At 61.6% G+C, this 20,440-nt stretch carries 20 protein-coding genes and 1 pseudogene; 13 read left to right on the top strand and 8 right to left on the bottom strand.

The window, feature by feature from the left end:
• Positions 1-10: 10 nt before the first annotated feature.
• The 12 genes from F2S13_RS24525 (at position 11) to F2S13_RS24470 (ending at position 13,945) form a co-directional block, all read left to right on the top strand.
• Positions 11-1,375 (top strand): DUF1329 domain-containing protein, encoded by a 1,365-nt coding sequence (locus F2S13_RS24525; RefSeq protein ID WP_166365739.1) that lies wholly within the window; start codon positions 11-13, stop codon positions 1,373-1,375.
• Between the two features lie 74 nt (positions 1,376-1,449).
• Positions 1,450-2,526 carry a WD40/YVTN/BNR-like repeat-containing protein gene (locus F2S13_RS24520; protein ID WP_166365737.1) on the top strand — a complete coding sequence of 359 codons (1,077 nt, stop codon included), beginning with the start codon at positions 1,450-1,452 and terminating at the stop codon, positions 2,524-2,526.
• 36 nt (positions 2,527-2,562) lie between these two features.
• Positions 2,563-4,998: an efflux RND transporter permease subunit gene (locus F2S13_RS24515; protein ID WP_166365735.1), complete on the top strand. Its 2,436-nt coding sequence runs from the start codon at positions 2,563-2,565 to the stop codon at positions 4,996-4,998.
• Positions 4,999-5,138: 140 nt separating this feature from the next.
• Complete coding sequence (locus F2S13_RS24510) at positions 5,139-5,609, top strand: YbhB/YbcL family Raf kinase inhibitor-like protein (protein WP_166365733.1); 471 nt, start codon at positions 5,139-5,141, stop codon at positions 5,607-5,609.
• Between the two features lie 5 nt (positions 5,610-5,614).
• Positions 5,615-5,956, top strand: coding sequence for a Rieske (2Fe-2S) protein (locus F2S13_RS24505; protein ID WP_178119050.1), 342 nt, complete (start codon positions 5,615-5,617; stop codon positions 5,954-5,956).
• 124 nt (positions 5,957-6,080) lie between these two features.
• On the top strand, positions 6,081-7,529 hold the full coding sequence (gene sufB, locus F2S13_RS24500; protein ID WP_166365731.1) for a Fe-S cluster assembly protein SufB: 1,449 nt from the start codon (positions 6,081-6,083) through the stop codon (positions 7,527-7,529).
• 15 nt (positions 7,530-7,544) lie between these two features.
• A complete protein-coding gene (sufC, locus tag F2S13_RS24495) occupies positions 7,545-8,309 on the top strand; it encodes a Fe-S cluster assembly ATPase SufC (RefSeq protein ID WP_166365729.1) in 765 nt (254 codons plus the stop codon).
• A complete protein-coding gene (gene sufD, locus F2S13_RS24490; RefSeq protein ID WP_166365727.1) occupies positions 8,306-9,604 on the top strand; it encodes a Fe-S cluster assembly protein SufD in 1,299 nt (432 codons plus the stop codon). The genes sufC and sufD overlap by 4 nt, the downstream gene beginning before the upstream one ends.
• Positions 9,601-10,863 carry a SufS family cysteine desulfurase gene (locus F2S13_RS24485; RefSeq protein ID WP_166365725.1) on the top strand — a complete coding sequence of 421 codons (1,263 nt, stop codon included), beginning with the start codon at positions 9,601-9,603 and terminating at the stop codon, positions 10,861-10,863. The genes sufD and F2S13_RS24485 overlap by 4 nt, the downstream gene beginning before the upstream one ends.
• Entirely contained in the window at positions 10,860-11,318 is a 459-nt protein-coding gene (sufU, locus tag F2S13_RS24480) for a Fe-S cluster assembly sulfur transfer protein SufU (RefSeq protein WP_166365723.1), read from the top strand. Before F2S13_RS24485 ends, sufU begins: the two co-directional genes overlap by 4 nt.
• Before the next feature lie 3 nt (positions 11,319-11,321).
• On the top strand, positions 11,322-11,933 hold the full coding sequence (locus tag F2S13_RS24475; RefSeq protein WP_166365721.1) for an iron-sulfur cluster assembly protein: 612 nt from the start codon (positions 11,322-11,324) through the stop codon (positions 11,931-11,933).
• A 23-nt stretch (positions 11,934-11,956) separates the two neighbouring features.
• The gene (locus F2S13_RS24470) at positions 11,957-13,945 is read left to right on the top strand and encodes a thioredoxin domain-containing protein (RefSeq protein WP_166365710.1); all 1,989 of its coding nucleotides are present in this window, start codon (positions 11,957-11,959) and stop codon (positions 13,943-13,945) included.
• A gap of 162 nt (positions 13,946-14,107) precedes the next feature.
• Here the strand turns inward: F2S13_RS24470 and F2S13_RS24465 are convergent, their stop codons facing one another.
• Complete coding sequence (locus F2S13_RS24465) at positions 14,108-14,869, bottom strand: PIG-L deacetylase family protein (protein WP_166365708.1); 762 nt, start codon at positions 14,867-14,869, stop codon at positions 14,108-14,110.
• A gap of 58 nt (positions 14,870-14,927) precedes the next feature.
• Positions 14,928-15,176: pseudogene (locus tag F2S13_RS24460) on the bottom strand (DUF4142 domain-containing protein); the annotation flags it as partial.
• 265 nt (positions 15,177-15,441) lie between these two features.
• Here F2S13_RS24460 and F2S13_RS29660 point away from each other — a divergent pair.
• Positions 15,442-15,576, top strand: a complete 135-nt coding sequence (locus F2S13_RS29660) for a hypothetical protein (RefSeq protein ID WP_281354588.1) — start codon at positions 15,442-15,444, stop codon at positions 15,574-15,576.
• 27 nt (positions 15,577-15,603) lie between these two features.
• Here F2S13_RS29660 and F2S13_RS24455 read toward each other — a convergent pair whose 3' ends face one another.
• From F2S13_RS24455 to F2S13_RS24430, 6 genes are all read right to left on the bottom strand, one after another.
• Positions 15,604-16,569 (bottom strand): ribose-phosphate diphosphokinase, encoded by a 966-nt coding sequence (locus F2S13_RS24455; RefSeq protein ID WP_166365704.1) that lies wholly within the window; start codon positions 16,567-16,569, stop codon positions 15,604-15,606.
• A gap of 122 nt (positions 16,570-16,691) precedes the next feature.
• On the bottom strand, positions 16,692-17,597 hold the full coding sequence (locus tag F2S13_RS24450; RefSeq protein WP_166365702.1) for an amino acid ABC transporter substrate-binding protein: 906 nt from the start codon (positions 17,595-17,597) through the stop codon (positions 16,692-16,694).
• Positions 17,594-18,913 (bottom strand): putrescine-ornithine antiporter, encoded by a 1,320-nt coding sequence (potE, locus tag F2S13_RS24445; RefSeq protein ID WP_166365700.1) that lies wholly within the window; start codon positions 18,911-18,913, stop codon positions 17,594-17,596. The genes F2S13_RS24450 and potE overlap by 4 nt, the downstream gene beginning before the upstream one ends.
• Before the next feature lie 143 nt (positions 18,914-19,056).
• Complete coding sequence (locus tag F2S13_RS24440) at positions 19,057-19,749, bottom strand: RES family NAD+ phosphorylase (RefSeq protein ID WP_166365698.1); 693 nt, start codon at positions 19,747-19,749, stop codon at positions 19,057-19,059.
• Complete coding sequence (locus F2S13_RS24435) at positions 19,743-20,147, bottom strand: antitoxin Xre-like helix-turn-helix domain-containing protein (RefSeq protein ID WP_166365696.1); 405 nt, start codon at positions 20,145-20,147, stop codon at positions 19,743-19,745. The genes F2S13_RS24440 and F2S13_RS24435 overlap by 7 nt, the downstream gene beginning before the upstream one ends.
• A gap of 109 nt (positions 20,148-20,256) precedes the next feature.
• The gene (locus tag F2S13_RS24430) at positions 20,257-20,421 is read right to left on the bottom strand and encodes a hypothetical protein (protein WP_166365694.1); all 165 of its coding nucleotides are present in this window, start codon (positions 20,419-20,421) and stop codon (positions 20,257-20,259) included.
• Positions 20,422-20,440 lie beyond the last annotated feature (19 nt).

The following is a 20,440-nucleotide window of genomic DNA, read 5'->3' as shown; positions in this document are numbered from 1 at the left end:
GAGACACCCCATGAAATTCGTCAAATCACTATTGGCCACCACCTTGGCGCTGGCCGTCGCAAGTGCCGCCCATGCGGCCGTATCCCCGGACCAGGCTGCCAGGCTGGGCACCACCCTGACGCCAGTCGGCGCCGAAAAAGCCGGCAATGCCGACGGCAGCATCCCGGCCTACACCGGTGGCCTCACCACGCCACCGGCCAGCTTCAAGAAAGGCAGCTCCTTTCGTCCCGACCCCTTCGAGGGCGAGAAGCCGTCGCTGGTGATCGATGGCAAGAATGCCGCCCAGTACGCCGGCAAGCTCACCGCTTCGACCCAGGAACTGCTCAAGCGTTACCCGTCCTATCGCGTCGATGTCTACCCGACCCACCGTACCGTCGCGCTGTCACCGCAAGTGCTGGAAAACACCGCGAAAAACGCCCTGAACGCGAAGACTGCCGAGGGCGGTCTGGCCCTGGAAAATACCTTGCCCGGCGTGCCGTTTCCGATCCCCGCCGATGGCAATGAAGCGATGTGGAACCATCTGTTGCGCTACCAGGGCGCCGGCTTCAATACCAAGTACGACTCTTGGAACGTCGATTCTTCTGGCGTCGCCGCGCTGAGCACCACCGGCAACGTCAATGTGGAGTACCCGCTGTACGCGCCGAATCGTCCGGCAGGGACAGTCGCATCCGATGAAATCTTCTACAAGATCAAGTTGCAGTACACCGGGCCCGCCCGCCGTGCTGGCGAGGCTGTGTTGATCATGGATGCGGTCAACCCGATGAAACAACCGCGGCGCGCCTGGCAGTACCTGCCCGGGCAACGCCGGGTCAAGCTGGCGCCGGATCTGGCCTACGATACGCCGAACCCGGGCACGATGGGGGCTGCGACCTACGACGATGCTTTCGTGTTCAACGGCGCACTGGACCGTTACGACTTCAAACTGGTCGGCAAGAAGGAGATGTACGTTCCGTACAACACCTACAAGCTGAGCTACCACGAGAAAGCGGCCGAGGTGACCACGCCGCACCACGTCAACCCTGACCTGATGCGCTGGGAACTGCATCGTGTCTGGGTCGTCGAGGCGACGCTCAAGCCAGGCAAACGCCACATCTACAGCAAGCGTACCTTCTACCTTGACGAGGACAGCTGGATCGCCCTGGCCTCCGATGAGTATGACGCCCGTGGCCAGCTCTATCGCGGCGGCTTTGCCCACCTGACCCAGAGCTATGACGTGCAGGCACCGGACTCGCTCAACCACATGCTCTATGACTTCGTCTCCGGCGCCTACAACATCAACGGCTACTACGGCCCTTACGGTGGCCTGAAGTACATCGAGCCACTGTCCAAGGCCCAGTGGGTTCCAGAGTCGCTCGCCGGCGCGGGTATCCGTTAACCGAACTCCATGGCGGGTTTTGCCATCGGGGGGACTGTACGCCTCCCGGTGGCTTTTTTATCCGGGAAACACGTATGACTAAATTCAGGTGGATCGTGCTCACCGCACTCGGCGTGGCGCTGGCACTGCCTTTTACTCGGGCCGTGAGTGCTGCGGACTTCGTCGATACCCTCGACCAGCCGGCAATCCAGACACAAAAGGCCGTGCATGGCATCTTCACGGGGCTGGCGACTGCCGGTAAGCGCCTGGTTGCTGTCGGCCAGCGCGGTCACATTTTTTACTCCGACGATGCGGGTGGGCACTGGCAGCAAGCCAGTGTTCCGGTCGCTTCCGATTTGGTTGCCGTGCATTTTCCAACGGTGCAGCAAGGTTGGGCGGTTGGACACGATGGTGTAGTCCTGCACAGCAGCGATGCAGGCCTTTCCTGGCACCGCCAGTTCGATGGACGTCAGGTCGGGCCGATCATGCTCGCGCACTACCAGCGCCTGGCCGCCGCACAGCCCGAAAACACCGACTTGCAGACGCGGGTCGCCGAGGCTCAGCACATGAGCGAGGAAGGCGCAGACAAGCCGTTTCTCGATGTGTGGTTCGAAAACGAGCGCGTTGGCTACATAGTCGGCGCCTTCAACCTGATTTTCCGCACCGACGACGGTGGTGTTACCTGGACTCCCTGGCTGGACCGCACGGAAAACCCCAGTGCACTGAACCTCTATGCATTACGCCCGGTCGGCAGCGACCTGTTTATCGTCGGTGAACAAGGCCTGGTGCTCAAGCTCGACTCCGCGACGCAACGCTTCAACGCAACCCCCTTGCCTTACAAGGGCACATTCTTCGGCATCACTGGCAAGCCTGGTGCGTTGCTGGTGTTTGGCCTGCGCGGCACTGTTTATCGCAGCGTCGATGCGGGTGCCAACTGGAACAAGGTCGACCTCGGCCTGCCCCTGAGCATCACCGCCAGTACCGTCACCCCGGACGGGCGAATCATCCTGCTCAGCCAGGCCGGCCATGTGCTGGTCAGTACCGACGATGGCGCCAGCTTCAAGCTGCAGCCGCAAAACGGCCTGGCCCCGGTGGCTGCGGCGCAGGTCTCTGCGTCAGGCGCACTGGTGCTCGCCGGTGCGCGCGGCCTGCGTCAGCTGCCCCTCGAATAAGCCCACTTGCGTATAACAAAAGAGACAAGAAACGATATGGGTAACTACGAACTCGATACGATGCCGGTGGTCAAGGAGCTCAAGGGCTTTGACGCCCGCTCCGGCAACCTGCTCGAACGCCTGATCTTCAACAACCGCCTGTTGGTGGTGCTGGCTTGCCTGATCGTGACCCTGGTGCTGGGCTACTTCGCGGCGACCCGGCTCACGCTCACCGCCAGCTTCGAGAAAATGATTCCCCAGAGCCAGCCGTTCATCAAGAACTACCTGGAAAACCGCCAGGCCCTGCGCGGGCTGGGCAACGCCGTACGGGTGGTGGTGGAAAGCAGCGATGGCGATATTTTCGACCCGCAGTACCTGGACGCCTTGAAGGAAATCAACGACGAATTGTTCGTGACCCCGGGCGTCGACCGCGCGTGGATGAAGTCACTATGGACACCCGCTGTGCGCTGGACCGAAGTGACCGAGGAGGGCTTCCAGGGCGGGCCGGTGATGCCCGACTCCTACGACGGCTCGAGCAAGAGCGTCGAGCAACTGCGCCTGAATATCGCCCGTTCCGGTATCGTTGGCAGCCTGATCGGCAATAACTTCAAGTCGAGCATGATTTTCGTGCCGCTGCTGGAGACGGATGCCGTTACGGGCAAGCCCATCGATTACCACAGCTTTTCGCGCGTGCTCGAGGAGAAACTGCGCAACAAGTATGAGTTCGCAGGTTCGGCCAGGGCTCACGGTGTTGGAGAGGAGGGCAACGGCCCGATCAAGATCCGCGTGATCGGCTTCGCCAAACTGGTCGGTGACCTGATCGATGGCTTGATGCAGGTCATGATGTACTTCGCCGCCGCCGCGTTGATCGCCACCGCCATCATCTTTTACTTCACCCGCTGCGTACGCAGTACCGCGCTGGTGATCCTCTGTTCAGCGATCGCGGTGGCCTGGCAGCTGGGGCTGGTCACGTTGCTGGGCTATGCACTCGATCCGTTCTCGATCCTGGTGCCGTTCCTGGTCTTCGCCATCGGCGTGTCCCATGGCGCGCAGAAGATGAACGGGATCATGCAGGATGTCGGGCGCGGCACCCATCAACTCATCGCTGCGCGCTACACCTTCCGCCGACTGTTCCTCGCCGGGCTGACGGCGTTGCTCGCCGATGCGGTCGGCTTTGCCGTGTTGATGCTGATCGATATCCCGGTCATCCAGGATCTGGCCGTGACTGCCAGTATCGGTGTGGCGGTGTTGATCTTCACCAACCTGGTGCTGTTGCCGGTGCTGCTGTCCTACTGGGGCGTGAGCCGCAGCGCCGCCGCCCGCAGCCTGCGCAAGGAAGACAAGGAGCTGTGTGGCAAGGGCCTGGGCAATCTCTGGAGTTTCCTCGACCGCTTTACCGAGCGCCGCTGGGCCACCATTGCGGTGACAGTCGCCGGCCTGCTGGCGGTGGGCGGCTTCATGGTCAGTACGCACTTGAAGATCGGTGACCTCGACCCGGGCGCTCCTGAGTTGCGCGCGGACTCGCGCTACAACCGCGACAACGCCTACATCACCGCGAATTATTCGCTGTCCAGCGACCAGTTCGCGATCATGCTCAAGACCCCCAGCGAAGGCTGCCTGAAATACGAGACCCTGGTCGAGGCCGACCGTCTGGGCTGGTTGCTGCAACAACAACCGGGCGTGCAGACCACGGTGTCGCTGGTCAACGCCGTGCGCCAGATCACCGCGGGCTCCTACGAGGGCAACCCGAAGATGCTGACCATCGCACGCAACCAGGACGTACTCAACTACGGCGCGCAACAGGCTTCGGTCAGCAATCCGGATCTGTTCAACAACGATTGCTCGATGATGCCCATCGTGGCTTACCTTTCGGACCACAAGGCCGAGACCCTGGACCATGTGGTGAAAGTGGCCGACGCCTTCGCTCGCGAACACAGCAACGGTGAGCGTCAATTCATGCTCGCCGCCGGCAGCGCCGGGATCGAAGCGGCGACCAACATCGTGGTGCGTGAAGCCAACCGCACCATGCTGTTCTACGTTTATGGCGCGGTGATCGTGCTGTGCTTCATCACCTTTCGCAGCTGGCGTGCGGTGGTGGTGGCAGTGGTACCCTTGATGCTGACGTCAATTCTCTGCGAGGCCTTGATGGTCTGGCTGGACATGGGCGTAAAAGTAGCCACCTTGCCGGTGATCGCGCTCGGTGTGGGCATTGGCGTGGACTACGCGCTGTACCTGCTCAGCGTGCAGTTGGCTCAGCAACGTGCGGGCCTGTCCCTGACCGAATCCTACAAGAACTCGGTCGCCTTTACCGGCAAGGTGGTCGCGCTGGTGGGGATCACCCTGGCCGCCGGCGTGATTACCTGGGCCTGGTCACCGATCAAATTCCAGGCGGACATGGGGATTTTGCTGACGTTTATGTTCATCTGGAACATGGTGGGTGCACTGGTGCTGATTCCGGCGTTGTCGCATTTTCTGTTGCGCAAAGTGCGTTAGGCATTGTGCAAACGCCCGACGATTCCCGACTGTCGTGACTCGTCGTGGCGCAGCTATAGTTTTGTTATCGGGGACAGTGGGGGATTGCCAGCGCGACATCGCGTCTGTGGTCAAACTCACGTCAAAAGGAGGTAGCGGTCATGCCACTTGTGCTCGATTCTCCCGCTTTTCATGCCCAGGGTGCGATACCGGTGCTCTACACCTGTGAAGGCAAGGATGTGTCTCCCCCCTTGGCCTGGCGCGGTGCACCGCCAGGCACCAGGAGCCTGGTGCTGATCGTGGACGACCCGGACGCGCCGGACCCTGCGGCTCCCAAAATGACCTGGGTCCACTGGGTGCTCTATAACCTGCCCGCAGGGACCACGGAACTGCCCGAAAACGTACACGCGCTGCCGCCTGGAACGCTGTTGGGGCTCAACGACTGGCAGAACGCCAGCTACGGTGGACCTTGTCCGCCTGTCGGCACCCATCGGTATTTTCACAAGCTCTACGCGCTGGACACCGTCTTGCCCGACCTGAAGCAGCCCATCAAGGCCCAACTGGAAAACGCGATGCGCGGTCATGTCCTGGAACAGGCCGAATTGATCGGTACCTACCGTAAAACCAGGTGAGCCTTATGAAGAATGGGGCGCGGGGTGACGTCATGAGTGAGTTCGTCAAGGTCGCCCGCGTTGGCGACATCCAGGCGGGTACCGGCAAGACCCTGGACCTGAAGGGCACGCCCATCGCGCTGTTCAACGTGGACGGTCGCTACTTCGCCATCCACAACACCTGCCCCCATGAGGACGGCCCGCTGGGAGAGGGCGAGCTCTGCGGCAGCATCGTGACCTGCCCCAGGCATGCCTACGAGTTCGATGTCATCAGCGGTGAATGCCTCACGGAGTCGGCCTACAGCGTGGAGCAATTCGAGGTCCGGCTGGACGGCGACGACATTCTCGTACGTGAGCCAGAGGATTAACAATTATTTATAAGCAAATGATTTATATCGTTTATATGCTTTAAAAAGAACATGCTTGTCAAAAATCGAGATGGAGTATAGTTAAACGATCGAATCGTCCTGCCAACGGCAGGAGGAATCTGCAATGAGCACCGACAATGCCAGGATCCGCGAGCTCAGCAGCCAGGCGTACAAGTACGGCTTTGTTTCCGACCTCGAGAGCGACGCTGCCCCACGCGGGCTCAATGAAGACGTTATCCGCCTGATCTCGGCCAAGAAGAACGAGCCGCAGTGGCTGCTGGACTGGCGCCTGAAAGCCTTTCGCCATTGGCTGACCATGCGCGAGCCAAGCTGGCAGAACGTCCACTACGAACCCATCGACTACCAGGACATCATCTATTACTCGGCACCCAAGCCGAAAACGCCGGGGCCGAAAAGTCTCGACGAGGTCGATCCACAGCTGCGCGAGATGTTCGGCAAGCTCGGCATCTCGCTCGCCGAGCAGGAACGCCTGACCGGCGTTGCGGTGGATGCGGTAGTAGATTCGGTCTCGGTGGCGACCACCTTCAAGCACAAGCTCGCCGAAGTCGGTGTGATTTTCTGTTCCTTCTCTGAAGCGGTGCAGAACCATCCGGAACTGGTGCGCAAGTACCTGGGCTCGGTGGTGCCCTACAGCGACAACTTCTTTGCCACGCTGAATTCGGCGGTATTTTCCGATGGCTCCTTCTGTTATGTGCCCAAGGGCGTGCGCTGCCCCATGGAACTGTCGACCTACTTTCGCATCAATGCCGCCGATACCGGTCAGTTCGAGCGCACCCTGATCGTCGCCGAGGAGGGCGCCTACGTCAGCTATCTCGAAGGCTGCACCGCGCCGATGCGCGACAACAATCAACTGCACGCGGCGGTGGTCGAGCTGGTGGCGCTGGATAACGCCCAGATCAAGTACGCCACGGTGCAGAACTGGTACCCGGGCGATGCGCAAGGGCGTGGTGGCATCTTCAATTTCGTCACCAAACGCGGCAAGTGCGCAGGCGCGCACTCGAAAATTTCCTGGACCCAGGTGGAAACCGGCTCGGCCATCACCTGGAAGTATCCGGGGGTGATTCTCCAGGGTGACTATTCGGTCGGCGAGTTCTACTCGGTCGCCCTGACCGCCAACTACCAGCAGGCCGACACCGGCACCAAAATGATCCATATCGGCCGGCACACGCGCAGCACCATCCTGTCCAAAGGGATCAGCGCCGGCCATGGGCAGAACACCTACCGCGGCCTGGTCAAGATCCAGAAGGGCGCGACCGGCGCCCGCAACCATACCCAGTGCGACTCGCTGCTGCTCGGTAGCCAGTGTGGCGCGCATACATTTCCCTACGTCGAGGTGAAGAACCCGAGTGCCCAGGTCGAGCACGAGGCCTCCACGTCGAAAATCAGCGATGAGCAACTCTTCTATTGCCGGCAGCGCGGTATTCGCGAGGAGGATGCGGTGCCGATGATCGTCAACGGTTTCTGCCGCGAGGTGCTCAAGGAGCTGCCGATGGAGTTCGCGGTGGAGGCCCAGAAATTGCTGGGTGTGAGCCTGGAGGGCTGCGTGGGCTGACGCCCGGGGTGAAGCATGCTGGACATCAAGAATCTGCACGCCGGTGTCGAAGGCCGCGAAATCCTGCGGGGCATCACCTTGCGCATCGAAGCCGGCGAAGTGCATGCGATCATGGGACCCAACGGCTCGGGCAAGAGCACATTGGCCCAGGTGCTGGCGGGGGTCGACACCTACCAGGTCAGCGGCCAGGTACTCTACGACGGTCAGGACCTGCTCGCCATGACGCCTGAGGAGCGCGCGGTCGCCGGCATCTTCCTCGCATTCCAGTACCCGGTGGAGATCCCCGGCGTCGGCAACCTGTATTTCCTGCGCACGGCCCTCAACGCCGTGCGCAAGCAGCGCGGGCTCGAAGAACTCGATGCCATGGATTTCCTCGAGCTGGCCAAGGAACGCATGGCGCTGGTCGAGATGGACCCGAGCTTCATGAACCGCAGCGTCAACGTCGACTTCTCGGGGGGCGAGAAGAAGCGCAACGAAATCTTCCAGATGGCCATTCTGGAACCCCGGCTGGCCATCCTCGACGAGACCGACTCGGGCCTGGACATCGACGCACTGCGCACCGTCGCGGCCGGCGTCAACGCCCTGCGAAGCAAGGATCGCGCGCTGTTGGTCATCACTCACTACCAGCGCCTGCTCGACTATATCGTCCCGGATCGTGTCCACGTCATGGCCAACGGCCGGATCGAACAGTCCGGCGACAAGGACCTGGCCCTCCAACTCGAGAAGCATGGCTATGGGAGCTACGAGCAGGCCGCAATGGGGCCAGGAGCCAAGACATGACTGCCTTCCTCGCAGGGCTGGAGCCCCGGATCGATGCCCGGCATCCCGCCTGGCTGCAGGCACTGCGCCACGCAGCCTTGCAATGGGTGGCCGAACACGGTTTTCCCACAGCCAGGGACGAAGCCTGGAAGTACACCCGCGTCGCGCCAATCCTGGAGATCCCGTTCCAGTTGGCCGAACCTGGGCCCCGCTGGTCCGCCGCCCAGGTCGAGGCGCTCGTCGGCGACTACGGTGGCCCGTGCCTGGTCTTTTTCAATGGCTATTTCGACGCTGGACTTTCCGAACTCGACGGGCTGCCGCCAGGCATCGAGGTCAGCCACCTAGCACCGCAACTGCTTGCCGACAGCGGGGCACTCGAAGGGCTGTTCGGGCATGCCTTCCAAACCCGGCCGCAGGCCTTCACCGCGCTCAATACGGCCCTCGCCGAGGAGGGCGCGCTGGTGCGCATCCCCGCCGGGACGACGGTCGAGACACCGATTCATCTTGTGTTCCTGGCAGCCGCGGGCGTTGCTCCGCAAGTGATGCATACCCGCGTCCTGGTGCAGATGGGGGCCGGCAGCCGCGCGACCCTGGTGGAAAGCCATGCCGGCATCGAGGGCGAGGTGTACTTCAGCAATGCCGTCAGTGAAGTGGTGCTCGAAGCGGACGCTGCGCTCGAGCACTACAAGGTGCAGAACGAGAGCAGGGCAGCCTTCCATGTCGCTCTGCTGAGCGTGCGCCAGGCTGAGGGTAGCGCCTTTACCGGCCACTCCTGGGCGCTCGGCGCCGCCCTGGCACGCCAGGAAGTGCGGGTCGTGCTCGAAGGCCCCGGCGCCCAGGTCGCCCTGAACGGCCTGTACCTGCCCCGGGGCGTGCAACACCTGGACAACCAGACGACCATCGAACACCTGGCGCCGCGCTGCACCAGCCGCGAGCTCTACAAGGGCGTTGTCGACGATCGCGGGCATGGGGTCTTCGACGGGCGCATCATCGTGCGGCCGGGCGCGATGAAGACGGACGCCAGCCAGACCATCAAGACCCTCTTGTTATCGGCGACGGCCCAGGCCAACACCCAGCCACGCCTGGAGATCCTGGCCGATGACGTCAAGTGCGCCCACGGCGCTGCCGTCGGCCAACTGGATGAACAGGCCGTTTTCTACCTGCGTTCACGGGGGCTTCCCGAGGCGCAGGCGCGGTCTCTGCTGACCTTTGCCTTCGTCAGCGAGCTGCTGGAACGCATTGGTCCGGCGCCGTTGCGGGCCCATGTGGAGCAATTGGTTACCGCGCAACTGCGGGGCCTGGAGGTGGCAGCGTGAGTGACCTGCAAAGCGGTGTTCAGACGCTGCACCTTACGGCGGGCTACGACGTCGAACGCGTGCGCCGGATGTTTCCGATCCTCGCGCAGCAGATCTATGGCAAACCGCTGATTTACCTCGACAGCGCCGCGACCAGCCAGAAACCGCTGGCGGTCATCGAGGCGATGTCGCACTTCTTCCTGCAGGAGAACGCCAATGTGCACCGGGGCGTGCACTACCTCTCGGTGCGTGCCACCGAGGAGTACGAGAAGGCCCGGAGCAAGGTGCAAGGCTTCCTCAACGCAGAGCACGTGGAGGAGATCGTCTTCGTGCGCGGCACCACCGAAGCGGTCAATCTTGTGGCGCAAACCTATGGCAAGGCACAGCTGCGTGATGGCGACGAGGTGCTGATCAGCGCCATGGAGCACCACTCGAACATCGTGCCCTGGCAGATGCTCTGCGAGCAGACCGGCGCCCGGTTGCGGGTGGCTCCCATCGACGATGCAGGCGAACTGTTGCTCGATGAGCTGGAGCGACTGATCGGACCCAGGACCCGGCTGGTGGCCGTCACCCACGTCTCGAATGTGCTTGGCACCATCAACCCGATCCGGCGCATTGTCGAGCTGGCCCATGCCCAGGGTGCGCGCGTGTTGATCGACGGCGCCCAGGCAGCCCCGCACCTGAAGATCGACGTACGCGCGCTGGGTTGCGACTTCTATGCCCTGTCGGGCCACAAGATGTATGGCCCCACCGGCATCGGCGTGCTCTACGGCCGCCGCGAGCTGCTCGACGCCATGCCGCCTTATCAGGGCGGTGGCGACATGATCCTATCGGTCAGCTTCGAGAAGACGATCTACAACAAACCACCGTACAAGTTCGAAGCGGGGACGCCGAACATGGTCGGCGCGATCGGCCTGGGCGCTGCGATCGACTTCCTTGCAGCGCTTGGCCCGGAGGCCATCGCTGCCCACGAGCAGAGGGTGCTGGCCTACGCACAGAAGGCGCTCGCGGCGGTGCCCGGTCTCAGGCTGATCGGTACCGCGGCGCAGAAGGTCGGCGTGCTCTCGTTCGTCCTCGACGGCATTCATCCGCACGATATCGGTACCATCCTCGACCGTGAGGGCATCGCGATCCGCACCGGGCACCACTGCGCGCAGCCCTTGATGAACCGTTTCGGCCTGGCCGCCACCGCCCGAGCCTCCCTGGGTTGCTACAGCAACGAGCAGGACATCGACGGCTTGGTCGCAGGCCTGGCCAAGGTCCAGGAGGTGTTCCGATGAGCAGCGACGAACTGCGCGACCTCTACCAGGACGTGATCATCGACCACGGCAAGCGGCCGCGTAATTTTCGCGAGCTCCCGGACGCCACCTGCACGGCGCAAGGCTTCAATCCGCTGTGCGGCGATGATCTCAGGATCTACATCAAGCTGGCCGACGGCGTGATCGCCGACATTGCCTTCCAGGGCGCCGGCTGCGCCATCTCTCAAGCCTCGGCATCGCTGATGACCCTGGCGGTCAAGGGGCAAACAACGCAGCAGGCACTGGTACTTTTCGGCCGTGTGCATGCGCTGCTCACCGAGGGGCCGAATGCCCGGGTGACACCCGAGGAGCTCGGCAAACTGGCGGTGCTTTCCGGGGTCTGGGAGTTCCCGGTGCGGGTCAAGTGCGCGACCCTGGCCTGGCACACATTGCGCAGTGCCCTCGAAGGCGGCGGCGAAGCGGTCTCGACGGAATAAGCCATGACGACCTATCCGCTCATTCCCGGCATTCACCTCAGCGATTCGGCGCGGCAAATCCTGCACGCTGCCCTGGCAGATGAAAGCGGGCTGTCGGTGCGGCTCAGGATCGACGAGCATTTTGCCCATGAATTGCTGTTCGAACCCGACGCCGAGGGCGATATCGTCGTGAACAGCGACGGCATCCGTCTGTTGCTCGATCCGGCGAGCGCAGGAAGGGCCGATGGCCTGTCCATCGACTTCGTGCAAGAACTGCGTGGCGCGGGCTTTACGTTCGACAACCCGAACCGACTGAGACAGAACGTCGACGTCCGGCAGGTGCTGGACATCCTGCGTAACGTTTACGACCCGGAGTTGCCGGTCAATGTGGTCGATCTCGGGCTGATTTACGACTGTCAAACCCATGGGCTGGACAGCGGCGGCCAGCGCGTCGAGATCAAGATGTCCATGACCGCGCCCGGCTGCGGCATGAGTGACATGCTCAAGGAGGCGGTGCGCACCAAGGTCCAGAGCCTGCCCGGGGTCAGCCAGGTCTTCGTTGAGATCGTCTGGGAGCCGCCCTGGGATCAAAGCCGTATGTCCGATGCCGCGCGCCTGCAGCTCGGTATGTTGTGAAAAAGCAGTGTGAGGAACCAGCCATGAGCAATCGACTCGCCAGGGAAACTTCACCGTACCTTCGCCAGCATGCCGAGAATCCCGTGGATTGGTATCCCTGGGGCGAGGAGGCGTTCGACCGCGCACGCAGCGAAGACAAGCCCGTCCACCTGTCGCTGGGTTATGCCGCCTGCCACTGGTGTCACGTGATGGCTCACGAGTCATTCGAGAACCCGCAGATCGCGCACCTGATGAACGAGCGCTTCATTAATATCAAGGTTGACCGCCAGGAGCGGCCGGACCTGGACGACATCTATCAGCAGGTCGTGCAGATGATGGGACAAGGCGGTGGCTGGCCGCTGACGGTGTTCCTCACCCCGCAACGCGAACCCTTCTTCGGCGGCACCTACTTCCCGCCGCAGGAGAGTCATGGTCGGCCGGGGTTCAGCCAGCTCCTGCAAGGGCTCAGCGAAGCCTGGCGGAACAACCGCGAGGTACTGCAGCAGAACGTCGAGCAACTCCTCAAAGGCTACGGCGTCATGGACAAGCTCATGCTGGAGGGCGATACACCCCTGGAGCAAGACCAGCCGGCCGCCGCCGCCCGGCTGTTCGCCAGAAACACCGACCCGGTGCATGGCGGCCTGGGCAATGCCCCCAAGTTTCCCAACGTGGCCTGCCATGATCTGGTCCTGCGTGTTTATCAGCGCCTGCATGAACCGGACTTGCTGCAGTCCCTGGAGCTGACCCTCGATCGCATGGCCGCCGGCGGGCTCTACGATCACCTGGGCGGCGGCTTCGCTCGCTACTGCGTGGATGAACGCTGGGCCGTGCCCCATTTCGAAAAGATGCTCTACGACAACGGCCAGCTGGTGAAGCTCTATGCCGATGCCTACCGCGTGACCGGTAAAGCGGCCTGGCGGCGGGTGTTCGAGGAGACGATCGACTACACCCTGCGTGACATGACCCACCCGCTGGGCGGCTTCTATGCCAGCGAAGACGCCGACAGCGAAGGCGAAGAAGGCAAGTTCTATGTGTGGACACCTGCACAGATCAAGGCTGAGCTCGGCGATACGGACGCCGCGTTGGCCTGCCGGGCCTATGGTGTGACCGCCAATGGCAACTTCGAACATGGCAGCACCGTACTGCACCGCGATGCGGTATTCGACACCGGCCAGGAACTGCAACTGCAGGGCCTGCGCAACAAGCTGTTGGCGGCGCGTGCCCAGCGTGTCCGGCCGGGGCGTGACGAGAACATCCTCAGCGGTTGGAATGCCCTGATGATCCAGGGCCTGTGCGCCGCCTACCAGGCGACAGGAACCCCGGCCCACCTGGATGCCGCGAGAAAAGCCGCCGATTTCATCCAACAGCACCTTTCGACGCCCGAAGGCGGCCTCTACCGGGCCTGGCGGGAAGGCACGGCCAAGGTTCCGGGCTTTCTCGAAGACTACGCCTTCCTTGCCAACGCCTTGCTCGATCTCTACGAATGCGGCTTTGACCGGCGTTATCTCGAACGCGCCACACAGCTGGTCGAGCTGATCCTCGACAAGTTCTGGGAGGAGGGGCTTTACTTCACCCCCAGCGACGGCGAACCCCTGGTGCACAGGCCGCGCGCGCCACAGGACAATGCCTGGCCATCGGGGACCTCGACGAGCGTGTTCGCATTCTTGCGGCTCTACGAGCTGACCGGCCGCGAACTCTACCGCGAGCGTGCCGAGCAAGTGTTCGCGATGTACCGCGCCGCAGCCGCGCAGAACCCTTTCGGCTTTGCCCATCTGCTGGCAGCGCAGGATTTCCTGCAGCGTGGCCCGATCAGTATCGTTGTCGCTGGCGAACGCTCGGCCGCAAACGCTATGGTGCAGGACCTGCAGCGACATTACCTGCCGGCACGGGTCCTGGCTTTCGCCGCGGATGTGCCCATCGGCAAGGACAAGTCCGCCCTCGCGGGGCAGGCCTGTGCCTATGTGTGCCGCAACCGTACGTGCGGGGCACCGGCGATGGGTGCTGAAGAGCTTGTGGAGCGGTGTGGTCTATAAGAATTGCGCTCAGTTCTTTGCAAATTGTTTCAGCGGTTTATCTCGTTCCCACGCGCAGCAAAGGAATGCATCCAGAGACGCGCCGCAAAGTGCTCTTGAAGGTCGACGCAGAGCGTCTGGCACGGCATTCCCACGCAGAGCGTGGGAACGAGATAAACAGTTTCATAGAAATATCAGTTCAAACGGTTGCACCAGACGCTCCAGGCTATACGGCGGGAGCGCGGCAGGCGCCCCGGTGTCCGAGTCGGCCTGAAGCTGACTGCTGTGAGCACTGACCGCTCGGTGCTTGCGCGCCAGGATGGCACTGTCGAGGGCAAGCTTCCTGGCCCTTTGCCAGGGCACGCGCGGGTCCTGCGGCGCTGCCCAATGCCAGGCCCATACCGGGACTTCCAGCAGCACGGCATTGGCCAGTTGCACGGCATTGGCACAGGCCCGCCCGACCGCTTCGTGATCGCTATGGGCATCATGACGCCAAGTGGTGAGCACACGGTCGCCACTGCGCAGCATATCTACCAGCTTCGAGCAGAGTTCATCTTCCGATTGTTGCACCCGACTGTCGGCCAACCCCAGCCTATGCCACTGCAGGCTCGCGACATCCAGCCCCAGGCAAGCCAGGGAACGCTGGCTTTCCAGCGGTCGTTCATCCCGCAGGCGGGCAGGGGGCCAGAGGCGGGAGCCGGGGTGACTGGCATCGCCATCGGTTACCGTAACCATCAGCAGATCGGCTTCGCGACCGGCCATCATGGCCAGCAGCCCACCGCAGCCCAGCACCTCATCGTCAGGATGCGGCGCAATCACCACCAATCGATGGCCCGGGGGGACCAGTTCGTGCACAGAGATGTACGGCACACGCTGCAACAGGGGAGAACTCTGCCATTGGCTCAAAGACGTACCGGCGCTTTCACTCTCGTTTTTGCTCTTCATAAAACCCGCCTTTACAAAACAACGCCGCACTCTGGTGTGCCATCCATTACGGATGGGCGGTCAGCTCGGCATCATCCGGCACTTTCAGATCGAGTTTTTTAGCCAGCGCCGCCAAATCATGATTGGCCGCACCGTGGTCCTTGATCATTTGATTGGCGAAGGCTTTCACGTCCTTCGCGGTGCTTTTTTCCAAGGCCAGTTTGCCGGCCTCGACTTCGGCGATGCCGCCCTGAGTGGCCTTGTCGACAAAGTCATCGGAATCGACGGCAAACACCGGCGACGATAGGGCGAGCATGAGCAGCGCCATGCTGAAGCGTCCACCTGTAGACCTTTCCATGAAAACCTCCCGGGTTGTCATCAGCGACAAAGATCGCTGTTACTAGAGTGGAACGCCCGCACAAGGAAAAGGTTTTGCCTGTATCGCCGAACGACGACGAGTGGCAGCCCGCCGCCGTCGCGATGCCGCTTATCCGCGTATTTGCAAGCAGATGGAATTTTTATTCTGGCCGGCTGCTCTGCTGATCAGAGACGTGACGATTCAGCGTCCTGCCAACCGATAAACAGAGGCCATCATGACAGCGCTGACACGACTTGAACCCCATCCGGCCAACCTGAGTGCTTCGGGCACACCGCGGCAGATCTACGATCATTTGTTGCACGGCAACGACGATGCCCACAAGCAGGCGATTGATAACAGCTGTGCATGAAGCTATCAAGCACAGTAGGAAGTGCACTCAGACGACGCTGAACGCTCCATTTTCAGCTAATAGCGCGGCGACCAACGCGGTGGTGTCGAGTATCTGCAAATGGCGTGCGACCCATTTGGGAGGCAAGCGAAACGCAGGCACACTGTCACAGATAACGATCCGTTCAAAAAGTGCGCTACCGAGCGGTTCGCTGCCAGCGGTGAACAAACCATGGGTGGCTGTGGCGAACAGCCGCCTGGCACCGGCCTTCTGGCACGCAAGACCAGCATGCAGCAGTGTTGCACCGGTGCTGATCAGGTCGTCGAAGATAATGGCTGTCTTGCCCTGGACTTCGCCGGCCAGCAGTGTGCCGGCAAGTGTGGCTTGATCACGGTGTTTTTCCATCAGTGCACCGCCCACCGGGCGACCCAGCTGCCGCTCCAGGGCCCGACGAAATTGCTCGGCACGTTTGGCACCACCGGCGTCGGGGGAAACCGCAACCACTTCATCGTCACCGACGAGCCCGGCAAAAATCCGGGCAAACAATTCCGTGCACTGCAGATTCCACGTTGGGATGCGAAAGGCATTGTCGAACGCTGCCGGATTGTGCACCTCCAGGGCAACCAGTCGATCCACGCCGCAGGCTTCAAACATGGCCGCCAGGTAGCGAGTGATTGTTGCATCCTGAGGTTGGTTGCGACGATCCTTGCGCCCGTAGCAGAGGTAGGGCGCCACCACCTGTACATGGCGAGCGCCGGCATCCTTGAGTGCACCGCAAAAAAACAGCAGGCGACACAGCTTATCGTTTGCACTCTGCCGGTCGTCCCCATACAAGGCATGGAACACCACGACCTCGCGACCATTGACCGGATCCAGCGGCCGGCATTTATGCTCGCCATCTTCATAATCGCGCTCCTCATGGAGGGCCAGTTGACAGCCGAGCCGCGCCGCCACGCGGTTCGCGTAGAGCTCACTGCCTTGCAAGGCAAATAGAAGAGGGCGTTCGATGAGCATGCCTTGATCCTCCGGAGCTGTTGCTGCAGACGCTGTGTCAGTGGCTTGCCGCGGCGCTCGATGCCGATCAGTGCTGTATTGCGGTATGCAGTCTTATTGACGGCGGATTGATCCTGAGCCGCCTAAGGCAGCGCATAGACCTTGAACAAACTCCTGGCCGTATCGCTCGCACCGCCCAGGTATTTGACATAGGCCTGCTCGACTGCGCCTGAATGGTACAGTTCACTCAACACGGTATCGACCAGCAAGCGGAAGTCCTCATCGCCGCGCTCCACGACCATTGAGACCGGTGCGTACTCGAAGTCTCGGTCCAGCAGCGTCAACCTGGCGTTGGCATAGTCCGTGGCAAGATAACGCTTGAGCAGCATGCGCTCGGAGAAGAAGGCATCGGCCTTGCCCTCGGCAACCCGCTTGAGGCCAGCGCCAGTGTTCTCGACCGTGACCACTGTGGCGACAACGCCGAGCATGCGTATTTGCTGGCGAACCCAGGCTTCAGTAATGCTGCCCGCCGTCACTGCGTAGGTCTGGTTGGCCAGGCCACGGTTGACGGTAGCGCGCCAGGTCGGGCCTTCATGGGCCACCTTGCCATTGAGTACGTTGAGCAGCGCTTCGGGGGCGTCCTCGCGGACCACGGCCGAAAGGCCGGCGGTGTAGATCGGTATCGAGAAACTGACTGTCTTGCGCCGTTCCAGTGTCGCCGGGGTCGGCGAGCAGAGGATGTCGACCTTGCCTGAACTGACAGCGCTGATCTGATCGGCGACTGTGGCGGCCTGGTAGCGTACTTGCAGTGCAGGCAAGCCCAGCTCGGCCTTGACCTTGTCGGCTATCTTCAGGCACAGGTCCATGGCGTAGCCGCTGGCCTGGTCACCCTCCTGGATGCTGAACGGAGCGAAGTCCGGCAGATAGCCCAGGGTGAGGGTGTTGCCGGCACGCACACGCTCCAGGGTGTTGGCGCCGGCCAGTACCGGCGTCAGCGAGAGCAGGCAGGCCAGCAGCAGGCTTGCGGATTTTGTCGGTGATCTGGTCATGGCGTCGCTGACTCATTAACAAAGCGCTGGGCGAGGAAACAATAGAGCAGGTAACCGAACGCAAGGACGAGGGCGCCACCGAACACGGCCTCCCTGCCGCAGGCGGAAAGGGCATACAACGAATACGCCGCCGCAATCAGCAACACCACCGTATTGCGGACGTAGACGGTTACAGAGACCCTGGCCTTGTACATCATGACCAGCAGGCCGGTCAGCGCGGTCACGTAGGGAATCAGGTTGGTGACTGCCGCCAGGTTGACCAGTTTGCCGAACTGGGCACTGGCATTGGGCGAAATGGTCGACACCGCCATGACGGTCTGCAACACACCGCAGACAAGCATGCCCACGATCGGTGCATTCCGTGCGTTGACCTTGCTGAACAGACTCGGGAACATCTCCTGGTCGGCCGTCATCTTGGCCGTTTGTGCCAGGGTGAACTGCCAGCCCAGCAGTGAACCGACACAGGCCATGACCGCCAGCGCCATGATGATATTGCCGACCACGGGATTGAACATGTGCGCATAGACGAGTGCGAAGGGGGCCGCAGCGTTGGCCAGCTCTGCATTGGGCACGATGCCCTGGATGACAGTGGTCGACAGTACGTACACAACGGCCGCCCCAAGGGTTCCGAACAGACAGGCCAGCGGCACCGTGCGCTTGGGATTTTCCACCGCATCGGTGGCCTGCGCCGCCGACTCCATGCCGAGAAACGCCCACAGGGTCAGGGGAATCGCCTTGCCGATGGCTTCGGAGATGGGCAGGTCATTCGGGTTCCAGGCGGCAGCCAGCACCTCGGGCTTGAACCAGAACCAACCGATAATGCTCAAGCCGGCCACGGGAATGATCACACCCCACACTGTAATCGCACCGATCCTGCCGGTAATGCCCGGACCGCCAAAGTTGGCCACAGTTGTCAGCCAGAGCAGGCTGACCGTACCGATGAACAGTGGAATGGCGCCGCTGCCCAGCCACGGCACGAACGCTGTCATGTAACCCACTGCGGAGATGGCGACGGCCACGTTGGCAATGGCCAGCGACAGGAAGTACAGGTACGAGCAGAGAAAAAAGCCTGACTTGGCGTGCGCCTCTTCGGTGTAGGCGGACAACCCGCCCGAGCGCTGGCAGAAGATGCCGCACTGAGAAAAACAATAGGCGATCGCCATGGAACCGATAGCAGTGACGATCCATGACAACAGCGAAACGGCCCCGAGCTGAGCCATGCTCGTCGGCAGCATGATGATGCCCGAACCCATCATATTGACCGTCACCAGCGTGGTGAGCCCCATGAGGCTCATTTTCTTGCTTGCCTCGGCCATCGGACGCTCCTTTTTATCAGTGCCGGTTTAAACGCAGGGCATCATCTGGGCATAACTTTAGTCCATGAATGACGACCGCAAGACCACGCACTGGCAAATGGAGGAGAGGGGGGCAGGAGCGGCGCATCCGCTCCCGGCAAGGTTCAGGCTTCGCTGATTTTACTGACGCTGGTGATCTGACCGTTCCAGATCATCTCGTAATGGGCGGTTTGAACAATCGAAGAGACTGGTTTCGGGGTCATCAGCGCCCAGCAATAACTGCCCTGATTGCGCACCGAGCTGTAGCGCAGACCGGGGATTCCAGCCGCCTTGACCGACCAACCCAGGCGCTGGGCATGGCTGTAATCGACGGGATCGTAGATCGGATCAGTCATGGGGACAGAAGCTGCATCCTTCATCCCTGAGTCCGTGAAAGTGCAGGACAGCCCCCGAAAAACAAAGCGCTCGTAGTTCAGATGCTGCACTTTCGACCAGTAGAGATTCTGGTGATGGCGCACCTCTGCCAGGGCCGCTTCCATCGTGCCGGCCAGGTACAACACGCCATAGCGACCGTCGCTGAACCGCGAGCCCGCTGGATTGACATGGGTAAAGGGGGCAGTCGCGTAAGAGCAACCGGGAATCCCGAAGGGAATCTCTGCCCGCGGAATCAACTCAAGGCGTCCTGCCTCATTTTGCAGCCTGGGATTGGTCAGGGCCTGGATCTGATAGAGAATTTCAAACTCATCCGCGTCCGCTACATCATCGAACAACGCAATAGGTGGAAACTTCGAATTGACCAGCCGGTAGGTCTGCAACTGCTCGCCAGGCAATGCTGCCAGCTCGCTCAGCATCACCATAGAGCACCGCGCAGCACATCAATGCGCCGGAACGTCTCGTACAGGGAAATCATATCTCCCTGGGACATGACTTCGAGCGGGGCCCGCCCGTTGAAAAACTCGTTATGGTTGGCCATTGCGGGGAAACCATAGACGTTTTCCGGGTTATCGAAGACCAGACGCAGGGCGGCGTGAATATTGAGCACAAAGCTGATGCGCTGCATCTGGTCGGCGTCCAGGCTCACGGACCAGTCGGGGTCGCGCTGCTTGGCACGGGTGTAGGTGCTGCGCGAGATGCGCAGGATACGGCAGGCCTGATCGCTGGATGCCTGCCATTTTTCCAGGATGCCTACAGCGGCGCGCAGACCGGCTACGCATTGATCCTTGGTAAAACCTTGTGTCTGGAGGGCAACGGACATCTCCCTATCCTCACTCTTGATCTGTAGACTCAACTATAGACATGTTGAATCTGCAGATCAAGGTTTGCCTTGAGGCGCCTTCACTGATCAGTCCCAAGGCCAGCTTCAGTCAATTACCGTCTGCCACTTTTCGTTCTATCTCGGCGATTTTGCGCTCGAGTTCGTTGGCTTCGCTCTGCTCTTCGTCTTCGGCTGAGGAGGGCGTAATGGTGTGATCGACTGGGTTTGCTTCCTCGTCTTCATTGCCAGGTTTGATGCTGTTGTCGTTGCTCATGACGTAATTCTCGATTGTC

The organism is Pseudomonas akapageensis (assembly GCF_011355085.1).
Lineage (GTDB): Bacteria > Pseudomonadota > Gammaproteobacteria > Pseudomonadales > Pseudomonadaceae > Aquipseudomonas > Aquipseudomonas akapageensis.
Note: the sequence above shows the minus strand (reverse complement) of the source record. Positions and strands in the feature narration are given on the sequence as shown.

Bases quoted from the DNA above. Each gene is read 5' to 3' on its own strand.
- F2S13_RS24525 (WP_166365739.1), top strand. From the start codon at position 11: ATGAAATTCGTCAAATCACTATTGGCCACCACCTTGGCGCTGGCCGTC.
- F2S13_RS24520 (WP_166365737.1), top strand. From the start codon at position 1,450: ATGACTAAATTCAGGTGGATCGTGCTCACCGCACTCGGCGTGGCGCTG.
- F2S13_RS24515 (WP_166365735.1), top strand. From the start codon at position 2,563: ATGGGTAACTACGAACTCGATACGATGCCGGTGGTCAAGGAGCTCAAG.
- F2S13_RS24510 (WP_166365733.1), top strand. From the start codon at position 5,139: ATGCCACTTGTGCTCGATTCTCCCGCTTTTCATGCCCAGGGTGCGATA.
- F2S13_RS24505 (WP_178119050.1), top strand. From the start codon at position 5,615: ATGAAGAATGGGGCGCGGGGTGACGTCATGAGTGAGTTCGTCAAGGTC.
- sufB (WP_166365731.1), top strand. From the start codon at position 6,081: ATGAGCACCGACAATGCCAGGATCCGCGAGCTCAGCAGCCAGGCGTAC.
- sufC (WP_166365729.1), top strand. From the start codon at position 7,545: ATGCTGGACATCAAGAATCTGCACGCCGGTGTCGAAGGCCGCGAAATC.
- sufD (WP_166365727.1), top strand. From the start codon at position 8,306: ATGACTGCCTTCCTCGCAGGGCTGGAGCCCCGGATCGATGCCCGGCAT.
- sufU (WP_166365723.1), top strand. From the start codon at position 10,860: ATGAGCAGCGACGAACTGCGCGACCTCTACCAGGACGTGATCATCGAC.
- F2S13_RS24475 (WP_166365721.1), top strand. From the start codon at position 11,322: ATGACGACCTATCCGCTCATTCCCGGCATTCACCTCAGCGATTCGGCG.
- F2S13_RS24470 (WP_166365710.1), top strand. From the start codon at position 11,957: ATGAGCAATCGACTCGCCAGGGAAACTTCACCGTACCTTCGCCAGCAT.
- F2S13_RS24465 (WP_166365708.1), bottom strand. From the start codon at position 14,869: ATGAAGAGCAAAAACGAGAGTGAAAGCGCCGGTACGTCTTTGAGCCAA.
- F2S13_RS29660 (WP_281354588.1), top strand. From the start codon at position 15,442: ATGACAGCGCTGACACGACTTGAACCCCATCCGGCCAACCTGAGTGCT.
- F2S13_RS24455 (WP_166365704.1), bottom strand. From the start codon at position 16,569: ATGCTCATCGAACGCCCTCTTCTATTTGCCTTGCAAGGCAGTGAGCTC.
- F2S13_RS24450 (WP_166365702.1), bottom strand. From the start codon at position 17,597: ATGACCAGATCACCGACAAAATCCGCAAGCCTGCTGCTGGCCTGCCTG.
- potE (WP_166365700.1), bottom strand. From the start codon at position 18,913: ATGGCCGAGGCAAGCAAGAAAATGAGCCTCATGGGGCTCACCACGCTG.
- F2S13_RS24440 (WP_166365698.1), bottom strand. From the start codon at position 19,749: ATGGTGATGCTGAGCGAGCTGGCAGCATTGCCTGGCGAGCAGTTGCAG.
- F2S13_RS24435 (WP_166365696.1), bottom strand. From the start codon at position 20,147: ATGTCCGTTGCCCTCCAGACACAAGGTTTTACCAAGGATCAATGCGTA.
- F2S13_RS24430 (WP_166365694.1), bottom strand. From the start codon at position 20,421: ATGAGCAACGACAACAGCATCAAACCTGGCAATGAAGACGAGGAAGCA.